The sequence below is a fragment of the Streptomyces sp. NPDC007157 genome (assembly GCF_040634235.1).
Lineage (GTDB): Bacteria > Actinomycetota > Actinomycetes > Streptomycetales > Streptomycetaceae > Streptomyces.
In genome coordinates, this window is sequence record NZ_JBEYFE010000024.1 from 79,057 (window position 1) to 94,007 (window position 14,951).

Annotated in this window: 15 protein-coding genes and 2 pseudogenes; 8 read left to right on the forward strand and 9 right to left on the reverse strand. The window is 72.8% G+C overall.

Going from position 1 to position 14,951, the window contains the following annotated elements; genetic code table 11:
- Positions 1–101 precede the first annotated feature (101 nt).
- Entirely contained in the window at positions 102–806 is a 705-nt protein-coding gene (locus ABZ642_RS34635) for a CPBP family intramembrane glutamic endopeptidase (protein ID WP_360491465.1), read from the reverse strand.
- 23 nt (positions 807–829) lie between these two features.
- Positions 830–994: pseudogene (locus tag ABZ642_RS34640) on the reverse strand (arginine deiminase family protein); the annotation flags it as partial.
- A gap of 352 nt (positions 995–1,346) precedes the next feature.
- On the opposite strand from ABZ642_RS34640, the gene ABZ642_RS34645 reads away from it, so the two are divergent.
- The gene (locus ABZ642_RS34645; RefSeq protein WP_360491468.1) at positions 1,347–2,966 is read left to right on the forward strand and encodes an alpha/beta-hydrolase family protein; all 1,620 of its coding nucleotides are present in this window, start codon (positions 1,347–1,349) and stop codon (positions 2,964–2,966) included.
- A 159-nt stretch (positions 2,967–3,125) separates the two neighbouring features.
- Here the strand turns inward: ABZ642_RS34645 and ABZ642_RS34650 are convergent, their stop codons facing one another.
- Both ABZ642_RS34650 and ABZ642_RS34655 read right to left on the reverse strand, forming a co-directional pair.
- Positions 3,126–4,277, reverse strand: coding sequence for an MFS transporter (locus ABZ642_RS34650; RefSeq protein ID WP_360491471.1), 1,152 nt, complete (start codon positions 4,275–4,277; stop codon positions 3,126–3,128).
- 143 nt (positions 4,278–4,420) lie between these two features.
- Positions 4,421–5,074: a TetR/AcrR family transcriptional regulator gene (locus tag ABZ642_RS34655; RefSeq protein WP_360491474.1), complete on the reverse strand. Its 654-nt coding sequence runs from the start codon at positions 5,072–5,074 to the stop codon at positions 4,421–4,423.
- 57 nt (positions 5,075–5,131) lie between these two features.
- Here ABZ642_RS34655 and ABZ642_RS34660 point away from each other — a divergent pair, with 57 nt between their 5' ends.
- The 3 genes from ABZ642_RS34660 to ABZ642_RS34670 all read left to right on the forward strand — a co-directional run bounded on the left by ABZ642_RS34660 (position 5,132) and on the right by ABZ642_RS34670 (position 7,313).
- Positions 5,132–5,809 (forward strand): class II aldolase/adducin family protein, encoded by a 678-nt coding sequence (locus ABZ642_RS34660; protein WP_360491477.1) that lies wholly within the window; start codon positions 5,132–5,134, stop codon positions 5,807–5,809.
- Positions 5,806–6,735 carry a carbohydrate kinase family protein gene (locus ABZ642_RS34665; RefSeq protein WP_360491480.1) on the forward strand — a complete coding sequence of 310 codons (930 nt, stop codon included), beginning with the start codon at positions 5,806–5,808 and terminating at the stop codon, positions 6,733–6,735. Before ABZ642_RS34660 ends, ABZ642_RS34665 begins: the two co-directional genes overlap by 4 nt.
- A 182-nt stretch (positions 6,736–6,917) precedes the next feature.
- Positions 6,918–7,313, forward strand: coding sequence for a luciferase family protein (locus ABZ642_RS34670; protein ID WP_360491483.1), 396 nt, complete (start codon positions 6,918–6,920; stop codon positions 7,311–7,313).
- 66 nt (positions 7,314–7,379) lie between these two features.
- On the opposite strand, the gene ABZ642_RS34675 is transcribed toward ABZ642_RS34670, so the two are convergent.
- Entirely contained in the window at positions 7,380–8,159 is a 780-nt protein-coding gene (locus ABZ642_RS34675; RefSeq protein ID WP_360491486.1) for a DeoR/GlpR family DNA-binding transcription regulator, read from the reverse strand.
- Positions 8,160–8,282: 123 nt separating this feature from the next.
- Here ABZ642_RS34675 and ABZ642_RS34680 point away from each other — a divergent pair, with 123 nt between their 5' ends.
- On the forward strand, positions 8,283–9,176 hold the full coding sequence (locus ABZ642_RS34680) for an SIS domain-containing protein (protein ID WP_360491489.1): 894 nt from the start codon (positions 8,283–8,285) through the stop codon (positions 9,174–9,176).
- 2 nt (positions 9,177–9,178) lie between these two features.
- Positions 9,179–10,039, forward strand: a complete 861-nt coding sequence (locus ABZ642_RS34685) for a class II fructose-bisphosphate aldolase (RefSeq protein ID WP_360491492.1) — start codon at positions 9,179–9,181, stop codon at positions 10,037–10,039.
- On the opposite strand, the gene ABZ642_RS34690 is transcribed toward ABZ642_RS34685, so the two are convergent.
- Positions 10,026–11,156, reverse strand: a complete 1,131-nt coding sequence (locus ABZ642_RS34690; RefSeq protein ID WP_360491495.1) for a methyltransferase — start codon at positions 11,154–11,156, stop codon at positions 10,026–10,028. The two genes, ABZ642_RS34685 and ABZ642_RS34690, sit on opposite strands and share 14 nt — an antisense overlap.
- Positions 11,157–11,223: 67 nt before the next feature.
- Here ABZ642_RS34690 and ABZ642_RS34695 point away from each other — a divergent pair, with 67 nt between their 5' ends.
- Positions 11,224–11,874 carry an alpha-ketoglutarate-dependent dioxygenase AlkB gene (locus ABZ642_RS34695; RefSeq protein WP_360491498.1) on the forward strand — a complete coding sequence of 217 codons (651 nt, stop codon included), beginning with the start codon at positions 11,224–11,226 and terminating at the stop codon, positions 11,872–11,874.
- A gap of 149 nt (positions 11,875–12,023) precedes the next feature.
- The gene (locus ABZ642_RS34700; protein ID WP_360491501.1) at positions 12,024–13,259 is read left to right on the forward strand and encodes an ROK family protein; all 1,236 of its coding nucleotides are present in this window, start codon (positions 12,024–12,026) and stop codon (positions 13,257–13,259) included.
- Positions 13,260–13,452: 193 nt separating this feature from the next.
- Here ABZ642_RS34700 and ABZ642_RS34705 read toward each other — a convergent pair.
- The 3 genes and pseudogenes from ABZ642_RS34705 to ABZ642_RS34715 form a co-directional block, all read right to left on the reverse strand.
- Positions 13,453–13,733 (reverse strand): annotated as a pseudogene (locus ABZ642_RS34705) (hypothetical protein); the annotation flags it as partial.
- On the reverse strand, positions 13,727–14,311 hold the full coding sequence (locus tag ABZ642_RS34710; protein ID WP_360491504.1) for a DUF4865 family protein: 585 nt from the start codon (positions 14,309–14,311) through the stop codon (positions 13,727–13,729). The gene ABZ642_RS34710 and the pseudogene ABZ642_RS34705, both read right to left, overlap by 7 nt.
- 66 nt (positions 14,312–14,377) lie before the next feature.
- Positions 14,378–14,932, reverse strand: coding sequence for a TetR/AcrR family transcriptional regulator (locus tag ABZ642_RS34715; protein WP_360491507.1), 555 nt, complete (start codon positions 14,930–14,932; stop codon positions 14,378–14,380).
- Between the last annotated feature and the right edge of the window lie 19 nt (positions 14,933–14,951).

The following is a 14,951-nucleotide window of genomic DNA, read 5'->3' on the forward strand; positions in this document are numbered from 1 at the left end:
CGGCAGTCTCCGGCGGTGCGCACCCGTGCGGCAGTCCCCGCGGTTGCCACGCACCCGTGCGGCAGTCCCCGGCAGTACGTACCGTGTCGGCGTGGCAAGTCCTAGCGCAGCAGGAACCCCACCGCGTAGCCCAGCGCGTTGACCGCCCAGTGCAGGGCCATCGGTGCCAGCAGGGAGCCGCTGCGGTCGCGCAGCCAGCACAGCAGACAGCCCGCCACGGCGGTGAACAGCACCGCCCCGATGTCCACCAGGACCGCCCCGGCGACCGACTGCCCGAAGACCGAACCCAGCGTCGGCTTGTCCTTGTTGAGGTTCAGCGAGGGCAGGATGTGCCAGAGACCGAACAGCACGGAGGACAGGACGGCGGCCGTCGTCGCCGTGCGCAGTCGGCGCAGCAGCGCGAACAGCACCCCGCGGAAGGCGATCTCCTCCAGCAGTACGGTCCCCACCGGCACCGCCACCAGTGCCTTGAAGGCGATCTGCGCCCCGCCCAGCGCATTGGTCCGCTGGTCGGCGAACAGCCCGCGGGTGACCGGGATCAGAGCCCCGCACAGATAGACCGCCGCGACGATCCCGATCAGGGCGACCGCCCAACGCACCCCGTCCGCAAGCGTGTTCCGGCCCAGTCCCAGCTCCGCCCAGCCGCCCCCGGCCCAGAACAGCAGTGCCACCAGGACCGCCGAGACGGCGACCGCGGTCAGCAGGATCCAGGACCGGGCCCAGCGGTTGTCCAGCAGATTGGCCGCCACCAGCACGACCACCACCGCCACCAGGGCGGCCCGGGTGGGGAGCCGGGGGAGCGGCATCTCCGGGTCCCGGCCGGGGGGAGTCAGAACTCGACCGGGTCGCGCGGCGGCGGGCAGGTCATGCAGTGCCCGCCGCCGCGTCCCCGGCCCAGTTCGGCGTCGATGATGGTGATGACCTCGACGCCCGCCTTGCGCAGCAGGGTGTTGGTCCGGGTGTCGCGGTCGCAGGTGAAGACCACGCCCGCGTCCGGGTCCGCCGTGCGGACCGCCGGTGTCCGGAGGACCAGGGCGAGCATCGGCTTGGCCGCAGGTGGCGAGGAACGCGGACTCTCGGTCGTCTGGGCCTGGGCCATGCCCACCACGATCGGACATCCCATCCCGATCTGCACCTTTTGTCGACCATGAGGATGGGCTCGGCGGCCTTCCGGATGCGGCGGCGGGTGTGGTGGCCGATCGTGGTCCCGAGGTGGCCAAGTGGGTGTTGCGGGCAAGGCAGTGAATCGCACGAGGGACTGGACCCGTCGGGCGACGGAGCGGCTGCGCCGGCACGCGGGCCCCGACCGGGTGGTCCGGCGGCGGCCGTGCTGGTGCGGAATCGCCGTGGCGGTCCTGTGTTACTGCCTGTCGCTCACTCCTTCCCTGCTTCCGCGCGCCTGGTGGCTTCAGGGACTCGTCGCCGGCGTCTCGGCGGTCGTCGGCTACGCCGTCGGCGCCGTACTGGAGACGCTCGCCCGGTTTCTGCTCCGCTGGGCGGGCTTCCGTATCCGTCCCCGGGTCCGCAGGATCGTCTGGGCGGCCCTCGGGGTCCTCGGGGCCGCCGCGGTCGTCGCCGTCACCGCCTGGAGCGTCCGCTGGGAGGGGCAGGTCCGACGCGCGGTGACCCTGCCCCCGCAGGTGGTCTGGTGGCAGTGGGCGCTGGTCCCGGTCGTCGCCGCGCTCGTCGGCACGGTGCTCCTCCTGATCGGCCGTACGGTACGGCTCGGCACCCGCCTGGTCGCCCGCCCGCTCGGCGGGCACATCCCGCGCCCGGTCGCGTACGCCACCGGGGTCGCCCTCGTCGCGTTCGTGATCGTCGGCATCGTCCAGGGCTTCCTGCTGCGCGGGGCGCTGGACGCGATCGAGAGCGCCGCGTCCCTCGCCGACCAGGGCACCGCCGAGGGCGTCCACCAGCCCGACCTGCCCACCCTCTCCGGCACCCCCCGGTCCGCGGCCCACTGGGACACCCTCGGTGCCAGGGGCCGCGACTTCGTCGGTACGGCCACCGCCCGCGCCGACATCACCGCCTTCACCGGCCGCCCGGCCAAGGACCCGGTACGCGTCTACGTCGGCCTGCGCACCGCCGACACCCTCGACGAACGCGCCGCCCTCGCCGTACGCGAACTCGAACGCACCGGCGGCTTCTCCCGGAAGATCCTCGCCGTGATGGGCACCACCGGCACCGGCTGGATCAACGACCAGGGCAGCAAACCCCTGGAGTACATGTGGGGCGGCGACACCGCCGAGGTCGCCATGCAGTACTCCTACCTGCCCAGCTGGGTCTCCGCGCTCACCGAGGACGAGGCCGCCGACACCGGGCGCGCCCTCTTCGACGCCGTCTACGACAAGTGGCGGACCCTCCCGGCCGACTCCCGCCCCCGGCTCCTCGTCTACGGCGAGAGCCTCGGCTCCTTCTCCATGGAGTCCGCCCTCGACGGCTCCCTGTCCAGGCTCACCTCGGAGACCGGCGGCGCGCTGTTCGTCGGGCCGACCTACGACAACCCCCTGTGGAAGAAGGTCACCGCACAGCGGCAGCCGGGCAGCCCCGAGTGGCGGCCGGTGGTCGACGACGGTGCGCATGTGCGCTTCGCGCAGGTGCCGACGGACTACGGCATCCCGCCCGCGCCCTGGGGAGAGCCCCGCGCGGTCTACCTCCAGAACGGCTCCGACCCCGTCGTCTGGTGGTCACCCGCCCTCGCCTTCCAGCAACCGGACTGGCTGGACCGCCCGCGCGCCAGGGACGTCTCACCGGCGATGCGCTGGTACCCGCTGCTCACCTTCTGGCAGGTGGCCTGCGATCTGGCCGGCGCGGACAGTGTGCCGGACGGATACGGCCACCGGTACGGCACCATGCCGACGAGCGCGTGGGCCGAGATCACGCAGCCACCGGGCTGGACGGCCGCCGACACGGCGCTACTGTCCGGCCTCCTGGAGTCGGTACGGGAGCCGGGGCTGCTGGACTGACGGGGCTGCCGGACTGAAGGCACGCGTATCCCTTACGGCCGCGCAGCCCGTACAACTGGGCATCCCTTACGGCCGCCCATCCCGTGCAGCCGTTCGTCCCGTGCGGCCGCCCATCCCGTGCAAGCCGTACGTCCCGTGCAGCCCCACGTCCTGGGTCCGTCACCTTGTCGTCGCACCTATGAGTGTGGCTGCCCCCGCCAGCACCGCCACGCTCGTCAACGCCGTCGACAGGGATGTCCACTCCGCCATGAAGCCGATCGCCGGCGGGCCCAGCAGCATGCCGCCGTAACCGAACGTGGATGCCGTGGCCACGCCGGACGGGCCCGCCAGGGCGCCCGCTCGTTCCACGGCCACGGGGAAGAGGTTGGCCAGGCCCAGTCCCGTGACGGCGAAGCCGATCAGCGTCGCCCACACCGAGGGCGCGAGCGAGCCGAGGAGCATGCCGGCCGCGGCCGTGCTGCCGCCGAAGACCACCGTGCGGGACCGGCCGAGCCGCTCCAGCAGCCGCGTTCCGCTCGCACGGCCGATCGTCATGGCCAGGGCGAAACACGTGTAACCAGCCGCCGCGAGACCCGGCGAGGCATCCAGGTCCTGGCGCAGATGCAGCGCGCCCCAGTCGGCCATCGCGCCCTCGCCGTACGCCGTGCACAGCGCGATCAGGCCGAACACGACGACCAGCCGGCGCGTGCGCGCGTCCAGACGGCGTGGGGCGGTGTCGGAGTGCTCCTCGGCGTGCGGCACCGGCGCCTGGCAGCGCAGCAGGGCACGGCCGGCGACAGCGGTGACCAGCAGGCCGATCACGCTGAGGCCGAGCAGGTGCTGGGTGGGCGAGAGGGCCCCGGCGACCAGGCCGCCCAGCCCGGCACCGGTCATGCCGCCCAGGCTGAAGGCCGCGTGGAAGCTCGGCATGATCGGGCGCCCCAGGGCGGCGACCAGGTCGACCGCCGCGCTGTTGAAGGCGACGTTCAGCCCTCCGTAGGCGGCACCGAAGACCAGCAGGACGAGGCCCAGGGTCAGTGCCGAGTGGGTGAGCGGAGGCAGGGCGACGCTCAGCGACAGCAGCACGCTGCACACCACGGTCACCGGGTGACTGCCGTAGCGGCGGCAGAGGCGGCCGGTGAGCATCATCGTGACGACGGCTCCGGCGGAGACGCCGAGCAGGGCCAGGCCGAGGGTGCCGGCCGAGGCACCGGTCTGGTGCTTGATGGCGGGGATGCGGACGACCCAGCCGGCGAAGACGAAGCCGTCGAGGGCGAAGAAGGCCGTGAGGATGACGCGGAGCCGGGCGAGGCGGTCGTCGGTGCCCGGCACGTCGTTGTGGGTTCGGGCTTTGTTTATTTGCGGCACAAAGTCAGGCTAGGCGGGGTGCCGTGCCGGGGCAAGGCCGTCGGCGGGCGGCCTTGCCCCAGGGCTTCCGTGTCCAGGTGGGCGATCGGGTCGGTCGCGGTGGACGCTCAGGCGTCCCGCGGGTCCGCGCGCCCCACGACGACCGTGAGGTAGCCGCGGAGTATGACCTTCGCCTCGTCGAGGAGGGCCGTGTCGCCCTCGGGGGCACGACGGAAGGCCTCCTGGGCGAGGGCGTCGGCGACGAGGACGGCGGCGTGGCAGGCCCGGCCGAGCGCCTCCGTGTCGCCGACGATCCCGAGCGCGAGCAGTGTCCGGCGCACCCCGTCGGCCATGCGGCGTTTGTGCTTGCGGTCCGCCTCCCGGGCCCGGTCGGTCAGTCCGCTGCCGAACCACAGGGCCCGGAAGCCGTGTTCGGCGCGGTAGAGCGCGGCGAAGCCGTCGATGAGCACGCCCACCGGGTCGTCCCAGTGCTCGGTGCCCGCGGCGCGGACGAGATCGTCCATCGCCCCTTCGAGCCGGGAGAAGTACGTCGCCGCCAGCGCGTCGATGATCGCGTCCCGGTCGGGCAGGTACTGGTACAGCGAGCCGACCGACACCTTGGCCTCCGCCGCCACCCGGGTCGTGGTCAGCGCCGGCACGCCCTCGGCGACCAGAACCCGCTCCGCGGCCTCCAGCACTCGCGCCAACCGGGCTTTGCTGCGGGCCTGTTGGGGAGTTCTGCGCAGGGCGGCCCCGGTCTCCTCGGTGGTCGGCTCGCTCACTCACGGCTCCTGAACCTGAACGTGACTTTGTTTCAGGTTTACGTTACCGTCGCGGCCATGACGGTCTCAAGCTCCGCGCTGGTCCAGGAGCGGGCAGCGGTGGCGGACGCCTGCAGTCGTCTGGGGGCGGCGGGCCTGCTCTTCGGCACGACGGGAAACGTCAGCGTCCGGGCCGGAGACCTGGTCGCGGTCACCGCGACCGGGGCGGTGCTCGCCCGACTCACCGCCGACCAGGTGACGGTGGTCGACCTCGACGGAAAGGTCGTCGCCGGGTTCCTTCAGCCGACCTCCGAACTCGACCTGCATCTGGGGGTCTACCGGCGTCACGGTGCCGGTGCGGTCGTCCACACCCATGCGCCGGTGGCCACCGCCCTCTCCTGCGTGCTCGACGAACTGCCGTGCTTCCACTACCAGTTGCTTGCCCTCGGCGGCACCGTGCGGGTGGCGCCGTACGCCACCTTCGGCACCCCGGAACTCGCCGAGTCGGTACTCACCGCGCTCGACGGCCGCAGCGCCGCACTGTTGGCCGGCCACGGGGCGGTCACCGTCGGTCCGACCCTCGACAAGGCCGTCGAGAACGCCCTGTTGCTCGAATGGGCCTGCGACGTCTACCAGCGTGCGGCGGCGATCGGAACGCCCCGCGTCCTCGACGAGCAGCAGCAACTCGCGGTGATCGAGGCCGTGATCGCACGGAACTACGGCACCACCCGATCGCTGCGGGAGGACAGGCCATGAGGATCGTCACGATGGGCGTGCACGTGCTCGACGTGCTGGTGCGGCCGGTGGACGCGATACCCGAGGGGCAGGGCGCCACGCTGGTCGAGGACATCAGGATGACGGCCGCCGGGACCGCCGGCGGCACCGCGCTCAGCCTGGCCAAGCTGGGCGCCACCGTGCAGAGCGCCGGGGCCGTCGGCGCCGACGCGACCGGCGACATGCTCGTACAGCTGCTGACCAGGGCCGGAATCGACACCGGGTTCCTCGTCCGCCGTACCGACACCGCCACTTCGGCGAGCGTGCTGCCCATCCGCCCCGACGGCGACCGGCCCTCCCTCCATCTGCTCGGCGCCAACATCACCTACGGCGTCGACGACGTGCCCTGGGACGCCCTCGCCGAGGCCTGCCATCTGCACCTCGGCGGACCGGAGTTGATCGGTGTCGAGGCCGCCACCCGCATCCTGCGTTTCGCCAGGGAGCACGGGGTGACGACCTCCGTGGACCTGCTCGCGCCCGGTGCGCTCGGCAGCTTTGAGCAGATCGCGGCGGCGCTGCCGTACGTCGACCACCTCCTCCCCAACGACGACCAGGTGCTGGGCTTCTCCGGCGAGGACGACCTGGTGGCCGGCGCGAGGAAGCTGGTCGGTGCCGGGGCCGGACTCGTCGCGGTCACCCGCGGCGGTGACGGCGCCCTGCTGGTTACCGCCGCGGGCACCGAGGCCGTGCCCGCCTTCGAGGTCGACGTCGTGGACACCACGGGCTGCGGCGACGCCTTCTCCGCCGGATTCGTCTACGGCATGGGGCTGGGCCGCGGCCCACAGGAGTCCGCGGTGCTCGGCAACGCCGTGGCGGCACTGGTCGCCCAGGGCCTCGGCAGCGACCACGGGGACTTCGACCTCGCGGCCGCCGACGCGTTCGCGGCCACCGGTACCAGACGTGCGTAAAACGTGATGTTCGCGATGTACGTCACGGACATCCGAGAGGTGCCTTCTGTCCCTCGAACCACCGAAATCCTACGGATATTCACTCACCTTGGGCATCTGTGTTCGGACGGAGTCCGGCAACAGCACGGTTAATAAATGCTCGCCGGTTGGTTACCGGAGAGTGAGCGGTCCATGATGGCCCCATGACGTTGGCCTCGCGCGCGCTGGCGCAACTGGCGACCTGGCCCGACCTGACCCAGGCGGTACCCAGCTGCGGTCTGGGTCAGGCCGTGAGTTCGTCGCAGGGCGAGATCGCGCACTTCCACTCGGAGCGCGATGTGGACCTGCGTCTCACCACCCATGCCATCCGGCACTTCGCCAAGGACTTCAAGAGCACGGGGGCGATCCGCATCGTCCCGGGCTCGCAGTGGGTGACCATACGACTCGACGCCGCGAGCGACGTCGATCTGCTGCTGACCCTGGTGAGCGTCGCCCTGCAGGCCCACCAGAGCTGGCCCGACCCGGCCGACCGGCCCGTGTTCGGCTGCAACGACCAACGGGGCGCGGGGTTCGTCAGCGCGGACATCAGCCGTATCTGACCCGGACTCCAGCGGTATCCGACTCGGCGCGAATGCCGGAGGTGTTCGACGGGTTCCGCGGCCGGGTCACACGGCAATGACCCGGATCCCCGCCTCCTCGAACCGACTTACCGTCTCCGGCGCCGCCGCCGTGTCCGTCACCAGCGTGTCCACCAGCTCCGCCGCGCAGATCCGGGCGAACGCCCGCCCGCCCAGCTTGCTGGAGTCGGCGGCGACGATCACACGGGCGGCACGCTCGCACAGCAGCCGGTTGATCGCGGCCTCCGCCTCGTCATGGGCCGCGGCCCCGTGGGCGACGTCGAAGGCGACCACCCCGAGCACCGCCACATCGAGGGTGATCTGACCCAGGACGCCGTCCGCGAGCGGTCCGACGAGCTCGTACGACTGCGGGCGCGCCACCCCGCCCGTCACCACGATTTTGAACTGGGGCCGCACGGCCAGCTCGTTGGCGATGTTGAGCGCGTTGGTGACGACCGTCAGCGCGGGCGTGCCGGTGGCGAGGTCGCCGCGCACGGCCAGGGCGCGGGCCACCTCCGTGGTGGTCGTACCGCCGGTCAGCCCCACCGCCTCGCCCGGCACGACCAGTTCCGCCACCGCCTTGGCGATCCGCTGCTTCTCCGAGGCCCGCCGGGCGGTCTTGTAGCGCAACGGCAGCTCGTACGACACCCCGTGCACCACCGCCCCGCCCCGGGTGCGCACCAGCATCTGCTGCTCGGCGAGCTGGTCGAGGTCCCGGCGGATCGTCGCCGCCGACACCGCCAGCTCGGCCGCCGCCTCCTCGACCTCCAGACGGCCGCGCTCGACGAGCAGCTCGAGCAGCGCCTTCCAGCGGGCGTCGCGCGACATCCGCCGCCTCCGTTCCTCGATCTCCCGGCGACCTTAACCCACCCCGTCCTCGTCGGAATGCTTGATTGTGCTCGAAAGCTGCCCCTATCTTGCAAGAACAATCAAATCCGGGGAGGGTGCGGCATGACACATGTCGAGGACGAGCTGTACAGCCAGCCCGAGTGCTGGATACGGGCCGCGGAAGAGGCCGGGCTCCACGCGGGGGCGCTGCCTGCGGCGGGGGAGCGCGTCGCCGTCGTCGGATGCGGCACCTCGTACTTCATGGCCCGGGCGGCGGCGGTACTGCGGGAGTCCACGGGGCAGGGCGAGACGGACGCGTTCCCCGCCTCGGAGTTCCCGCACGGACGCTCCTACGACCGGGTGCTCGCCCTGACCCGGTCCGGCACCACCACCGAAGTGCTCGACCTGCTACGGCAGTTGAAGGGGCGTGTGCGCACGTCCGCGATCACCGCCGACCCCGACAGCCCGGTGCCGCGGGCCGCCGACGATCTCGTCGTCCTGGACTTCGCGGACGAACGCTCCGTCGTCCAGACCCGGTTCGCGACCACCGCCCTCACCCTTCTCCGTGCCCATCTCGGCCTGCACACCGACGCGGTGGTCGCCGACGCCCGCACCGCGCTCTCGACCCCCCTGCCGTCAGGCCTGGTCGAGTCCACGCAGTTCACCTTCCTGGGGCGCGGCTGGACGGTCGGACTGGCAGACGAGGCCGGGCTGAAGATGCGCGAGGCCGCGCTGGCCTGGACCGAGGCCTACCCGGCGACGGAGTACCGGCACGGCCCGATCAGCATCACCACCCGGTCCACGGCCACCTGGATGTTCGGCCCGGCGCCCGCCGGGCTCGCCGAACAGGTCCGCGCCACCGGGGGACGGTGGATCGAGGGCGCCCTCGACCCGCTCGCCGAACTCGTCCGCGCCCAGCGCCTCGCGGTCGCCCTCGCAGCCGCCCGGGGCCTCGACCCCGACCGGCCCCGGCACCTCACCCGCTCGGTGATCCTCGCCCCGTCCGGGGAGGCGTGACCGTGCCGCTGGCAGCCACCGGTGAGCTGCTGACCCGGGCCGCCGAGGCCCGGTCCGCCGTCGCCGCGTTCAACGTCATCACCCTGGAGCACGTGGAGGCCGTCGTCACCGGCGCCGAGGCGGCCGGCTCACCCGTGGTCCTCCAAGTCAGCGAGAACGCCGTCAGGTTCCGCTACGGACGGCTGCTCCCGCTTGCCCGCGCCGCCACCGCGGCCGCCGAACGGGCCGGCGTACCCGTCGCGTTGCACCTCGATCACGTCCAGAGCGACGAACTGCTCCGGCAGGCGGTCGCGGCCGGCTTCAGCTCGGTGATGTACGACGCCTCCCGGCTGCCGTATGCCGAGAACCTCGCCGCGACCGCGGCGGCCGTCGACTGGGCCCACGCCCAAGGTCTGTCGATCGAGGCCGAGTTGGGCGAGGTCGGTGGCAAGGACGGCCGCCCGCCGGTGGACGCGCACGCGCCCGGCGCCCGCACCGATCCCGAGGAGGCACAGGCCTTCGTCGCCGGCACCGGGGTCGACGCGCTGGCCGTGGCGATCGGCAGCGCGCACGCCATGACCACCCGCACCGCGGCCCTCGACCACGACCTCCTCGCCCGCCTGTCCGCCGCCGTGCCCGTACCGCTCGTCCTGCACGGCTCCTCCGGAGTCCCGGACGACGGCCTGGTCGCCGCGGTCGCCGGCGGTATCGCCAAGGTCAACGTCGGCACGGCGCTCAACATGGCGATGACCGCCGCGATCCGCGGCTTCCTCGCGGACCATCCCGAGGCGGTCGACTCCCGCAAGTACCTCAGCGTGGGCAGGGACGCGATGGCCCGGGAGGTCACAAGGATCATCGGCGTCCTCGGGACTACCCCCGCTTGACCGCCTTCAGCACGACGAACTTCGGGTCACTGGCGACCAGTTGGCTGTTGCCGAACAGCTTGCGCAGTTTCACGTGGTAGCCCAGGTGCCGGTTGCCGACCACCCACAGCTCGCCGCCCGCTCGCAGCGCCCGCTTCGCCCCGGTGAACATCCGCCACGCCGTCGCGTCGGTGGTCGCCTGGTGGGAGTGGAACGGCGGGTTGTTCAGCACCGTGTCCACGCTCCCGGCCGCGACCCCGGCCAGCCCGTCCCCGACCCGGAACTCGGCATGGCCGGGCACCCCGTTGGCCTTGTAGGTGGCCTCCGCCGAGGCCACCGCCTGGAACGACTCGTCGACGAACAGCACCTCGGCCGTCGGATCGGCCAGCGCCACCGCCGTACCGACCACCCCGTTGCCGCACCCCAGGTCCACGATCCGGCGCCCGCCCGCGGGCAGATGACGGAGGAAGAACCGGGTACCGATATCGAGCCGGTCGGCGCAGAAGACCCCCGCGTGATTGACGACCGTACGCCCCGAGACCGCCCCGATCCCGTCCGGAAGCTCGTAGCTGTACGGCCACGGGTTCACCGGCCGCCGAAGCGACGGGTCCGGGGCGCAGTGGATCAGCCGGGCCTTCTGCTCGGCCAGCGAGGTACGGGTAGGGCCGAGGATCCGCTCGAACAGCCGCAGCGTCGAGGTATGGATCTCCTTCACCATCCCGGTGCCGATCACCACCGTGTCCGCGTGCACGGCGGGCGCCAGCCTGAGCAACTGGTCCTCCAGCAGCGCCAGGCTCTTCGGCACCCGCACCAGCAGCACGTCCACCCGCTCCGGCGGCGGGTCCTGCGTGGTGAGCAACGGCACCGTACCCGGCTCGACACCCGCGCGCGCCAGGTTCGCCCGGGTCGCCTCGTGGCTCAGGTACGAGTCGGTGATCTGCGTCGGCCGGTGCTCGGCCAGCGCCGTGACCAGCGCGCCCCAGCGGTCGCCCAGGACCACGACCGTCCCGGACAGCCGGGTCCGTTCCTCGGCCAGATGCCTCAGCAGATACGCGTCGGAGGCGTCCCAGGCACGCAGCCGGTCGCTCGGATCCTCGGGGAAGCGGGACAGCTCGTACTCGCCCCACGCAGTCGTCATACGGTCGCTCATCGTGCGTCCAGGCTAGCCGAGCCGCAGCTCAGACCCGGTCGGGCAGGATGGGGGCATGGAGGACGAACTGTTCCCGAGGGTGTGCGCCCAGGTCGCGCCGGGCGCCGTGCACGTCCCCGACTGGCTGAGCGCGCCGCTCCAGCGCGAGCTGCTGGCCGCCTGCCGGGAGTGGGCCCGGCCACCCGCCGGACTGCGCACGGTCCGCACGCCACAGGGCGGCACCATGACCGCCCGCCAGGTCTGCCTGGGCTGGCACTGGTACCCGTACGCCTACGCCCGCACCGTCGTCGACGGCGACCACAGCCCCGTGAAGCCGTTCCCGGCCCGGCTCGACGAACTGGGCCGCCGCGCGGTGACCGACGCGCTGGGCCCGCAGGCGGTGGGCGGATTGTCGTACGACATCGCACTGATCAATTTCTACGACGCCGACGCCAGGATGGGCATGCACCGGGACGCCGACGAGAGGTCGGACGCACCGGTGGTGTCACTGAGCCTGGGGGACACCTGCGTGTTCCGCTTCGGGAACACCGAGACCAGGACGAAGCCGTACACGGATGTGGAACTCCGCTCGGGCGACCTGTTCGTGTTCGGGGGCGAGTCGCGGCTCGCCTATCACGGGGTGCCCAGGGTGTACCCGGGCACGGGACCGGCGGAGCTGGGCCTGACCGGCCGTCTGAACGTCACGCTGAGGGTGAGCGGATTGTGAGCCGCGTGGCCTGGAGCGCCCCTTCAGGGGCACCGGGCTGAATCCGGGTGCGGCTTCGCCGCGTGGGCGTGACCGGCCACGACGATGCCGCACCCGGCGCACGACTCCCGCGACCGAGCAAGGCTACGGATCATGGGAGACTCGCTCTCATGAGCGGCAAGTCGGCCCCCCGCCCGACGGGGGAAGGGACCTCGAAGACGAGACTGGACCGAGGGCGCGGTGCACTCGGCCCCGCACTGGAACTCGTGCACACCGGTCGCGCCCCCACCCGCGCCGTGCTCACCGCCGAACTCGGCGTCACCCGGGCCACGGCCGGGGCCGTCGCCGCCGAACTGGAGGCGCTCGGCCTGATCCGGGTCGACGCGCACCCGGGCGCCGCGGCCGGCTCGCAGGGCCGCCCCTCGCACCGCCTGGAGGTCGCCGAGCACGGCCCCGTCGCGCTCGCCGCGCAGGTCCACGCCGACGGTTTCCGCGCCGCGCTGGTCGGCCTGGGCGGCCGGATCGTCGCCACCGCACCCGGCTGCGAGACCGTCGACGCCGACCCGGCGAAGGTGCTCGGCTCGGTGGTGGAGGCGGGCGCCGACCTGCTCCGCACCACCGGCCTGCGCTGCGTCGGCGCCGGTCTCGCCGTGCCGTCCGCCGTTGCCGAACCGGAGGGCCTCGCCCTCAACCCCCTGCACCTGGCCTGGCCGGTGGGCGCGCCGGTGCGCCGGATCTTCGCGGAGTGCGTGCGCGCGGCCGGGATCACCGGCCCGGCCTTCGCGGGCAACGACGTGAACCTGGCCGCGCTCGCCGAGCACCGGCACGGCGCGGGCCGGGGCGCCCGCGATCTGCTGTGCGTGGCCACCGGGCACCGGGGCGTCGGCGGCGCACTGGTCCTCGACGGCCGTCTGCACACGGGGAGTTCGGGACTGGCCCTGGAGGTCGGTCACCTCACCGTCAACCCCGAGGGCCGGCCCTGCCACTGCGGCAGCCGGGGCTGTCTGGATGTCGAGGCGGATCCGCTGGCGCTGCTCATCGAGGCGGACCGCGAACCCGGCCCCGAGGTGTCGCTGCTCCGGCAGGCCGAGGACCTGGTCCGCGACCACTACGCCGACCCGACCGTGCGCAGGGCCGCCGAGGCCCTGATCGACCGCCTGGGCCTGGGCCTGGCCGGCCTGGTCAACATCCTGAACCCGGATCGCATCATCCTCGGCGGGCTGCACCGCACCCTGCTGGACGCCGACCCCGATCGGCTGCGTGCCGTCGTCGCCGACCGCAGCCTGTGGGGCCAGAGCGGTGGCGTACCGATCCTGCCGTGCACGCTGAGCCACAACAGCCTGGTCGGAGCCGCCGAGTTGGCGTGGCAGCCGGTCCTGGACGATCCGCTGGGGGCGCTGCAGTGAGGGCCCACCACTGAGCCGTGAGGCCTTCGAGACCCCCCGGCCTTCGAGACCCACCCGGCCCACGAGACCCACCCGGCCCACGAGGGCCTGTCCGCCGCCGCGAAGCCGCGGCCGCCGGTCGACATCTCGGTGGGCCAGGGCCAGTCGACGGCGAAGGCCCGGGCCGGGTTGTCGACGCGGACGCGGCGTACCTGCTCCGGTCGAGACGGCCGAGGATCACCCGGCCGCCGGGGACGCCCAACTCCCCGCACAGCAGGTCCAGTACGTCGAGCGCGCCGGTGCCCAGTTCCAGGTGCACGACACTCGCCCCGCCCGCCGCGCGGAACGCCGTCGGCTCCGCCCGCGCCGCGGTCGCGACGTCCAGTCCTGGCCCGGGAGTCTTGGACCGCGGAGGAAGAGGTGCTCGTGCGCGTCGCACACGCCGAGGTCCTCCGGCCGCACGTCACCGAGGACCGTACGGACGGTGCTCACCACTGGCGCCCGCGCGGCAGCCGGTCCCGGCCGGGGGCCGACAGGTGCAGCACCTGGAACACGTCCCCCTCGGCCTTCGGGGTCTCGTGGGCCCAGAGCGAGAAGTGGACCAGCTCCCAGCGGGCGGTGTCCACGGCGGCGGCCGCCAGCACCGCGCCGTCCTCGCCCGCGACCCGCCGGGTGTCTCGCGCCACGTCCACCATCAGCCCGGACAACTCGGTCCCGTCCGGCACCGGCTCCCGCCGCCGGACCGCGAAGGCCGCACGCGCGTCGGCCGCGCCGCCCTCCTCGTACGCAAGACCCGACCACTGCCGGGCCTCGGGCCGCCCGAAGTCGTTCACGAGTCCCTGGAAGGCGCCTCCCCAAAGGAAGCGGTTCATGCCCTCCACGGCGTTCCACAGGTAGAAGGGCGCGTACTGGTTGACCGGCGAGCCGTGCACACCGCGCTCGCGCACCAGGTACGTCTTGAGGCCGAGGCCGTCCCAGTCGTCGAGCAGATGCCCGACGCGGGCCACCCGGTCACGGACGATGCCCATGTCGTAGTCGGCGGGCAGGGTCAGTTCGTACTGCAGGGCGTGCATGGCGGAAGCCTCTCTCCAGCGCTCGGGCAGTGGGGGTGGTCGGCGGCGGACACGTGCGCACGCGCGTCAGCTCCTCAGCAGGGACAGCAGTCCGCGCACCCCGGCGTCGAACGCGGCGGGCGAGCCGGAGGCGCGGGCGAGGACGTATCCCCCCTGCACGGTCGCGAGGACCGTCGCGGCGATCTCCTCACCGTCCACCTGCGGTCCGAACTGCCCCAGCTCCTTGCCCTCTTCGACGACCCCGGCGATCAGCTCCTGGATCCGGTCGAGGGTCTCGTCGACGGGTGCCCGCAGTTCGTCGCTCGCGATGACGTCCGGGTCCATGGCCAGCCGTCCGACCGGGCAGCCGCGCAGCACGTCACGCTCGCGCCGCAGATACGCCTCGATCCGCTCGTACGGCGTGCCCGGCCCGGTGAGCACGCCCTCGGCGGTGGCCAGCAACTCCTCGGCCGTCCGCCGGATCGCGGCCAGAGCCAGGTCCGGCTTGCCCTTGAAGTGGTGGTACATGCTGCCCTGGCCGGCCCCGGCGCGCTCCAGGATGGCCTTGGGGCTGGTGCCGACGTAACCGCGCTCCCAGAGCAGCTCACGGGTGGACTCGATCAGACGCTCCGACGTGCTCATACGGCCACTGTACATACTA

What these genes read in the sequence shown, in the direction of transcription:
- ABZ642_RS34710 (WP_360491504.1), bottom strand. Translation starts at nt 14,311, where the DNA reads ATGCACGCCCTGCAGTACGAACTGACCCTGCCCGCCGACTACGACATG.
- ABZ642_RS34670 (WP_360491483.1), top strand. Translation starts at nt 6,918, where the DNA reads ATGACGTTGGCCTCGCGCGCGCTGGCGCAACTGGCGACCTGGCCCGAC.
- ABZ642_RS34695 (WP_360491498.1), top strand. Translation starts at nt 11,224, where the DNA reads ATGGAGGACGAACTGTTCCCGAGGGTGTGCGCCCAGGTCGCGCCGGGC.
- ABZ642_RS34675 (WP_360491486.1), bottom strand. Translation starts at nt 8,159, where the DNA reads ATGTCGCGCGACGCCCGCTGGAAGGCGCTGCTCGAGCTGCTCGTCGAG.
- ABZ642_RS34715 (WP_360491507.1), bottom strand. Translation starts at nt 14,932, where the DNA reads ATGAGCACGTCGGAGCGTCTGATCGAGTCCACCCGTGAGCTGCTCTGG.
- ABZ642_RS34665 (WP_360491480.1), top strand. Translation starts at nt 5,806, where the DNA reads ATGAGGATCGTCACGATGGGCGTGCACGTGCTCGACGTGCTGGTGCGG.
- ABZ642_RS34680 (WP_360491489.1), top strand. Translation starts at nt 8,283, where the DNA reads ATGACACATGTCGAGGACGAGCTGTACAGCCAGCCCGAGTGCTGGATA.
- ABZ642_RS34690 (WP_360491495.1), bottom strand. Translation starts at nt 11,156, where the DNA reads ATGACGACTGCGTGGGGCGAGTACGAGCTGTCCCGCTTCCCCGAGGAT.
- ABZ642_RS34660 (WP_360491477.1), top strand. Translation starts at nt 5,132, where the DNA reads ATGACGGTCTCAAGCTCCGCGCTGGTCCAGGAGCGGGCAGCGGTGGCG.
- ABZ642_RS34635 (WP_360491465.1), bottom strand. Translation starts at nt 806, where the DNA reads ATGCCGCTCCCCCGGCTCCCCACCCGGGCCGCCCTGGTGGCGGTGGTG.
- ABZ642_RS34700 (WP_360491501.1), top strand. Translation starts at nt 12,024, where the DNA reads ATGAGCGGCAAGTCGGCCCCCCGCCCGACGGGGGAAGGGACCTCGAAG.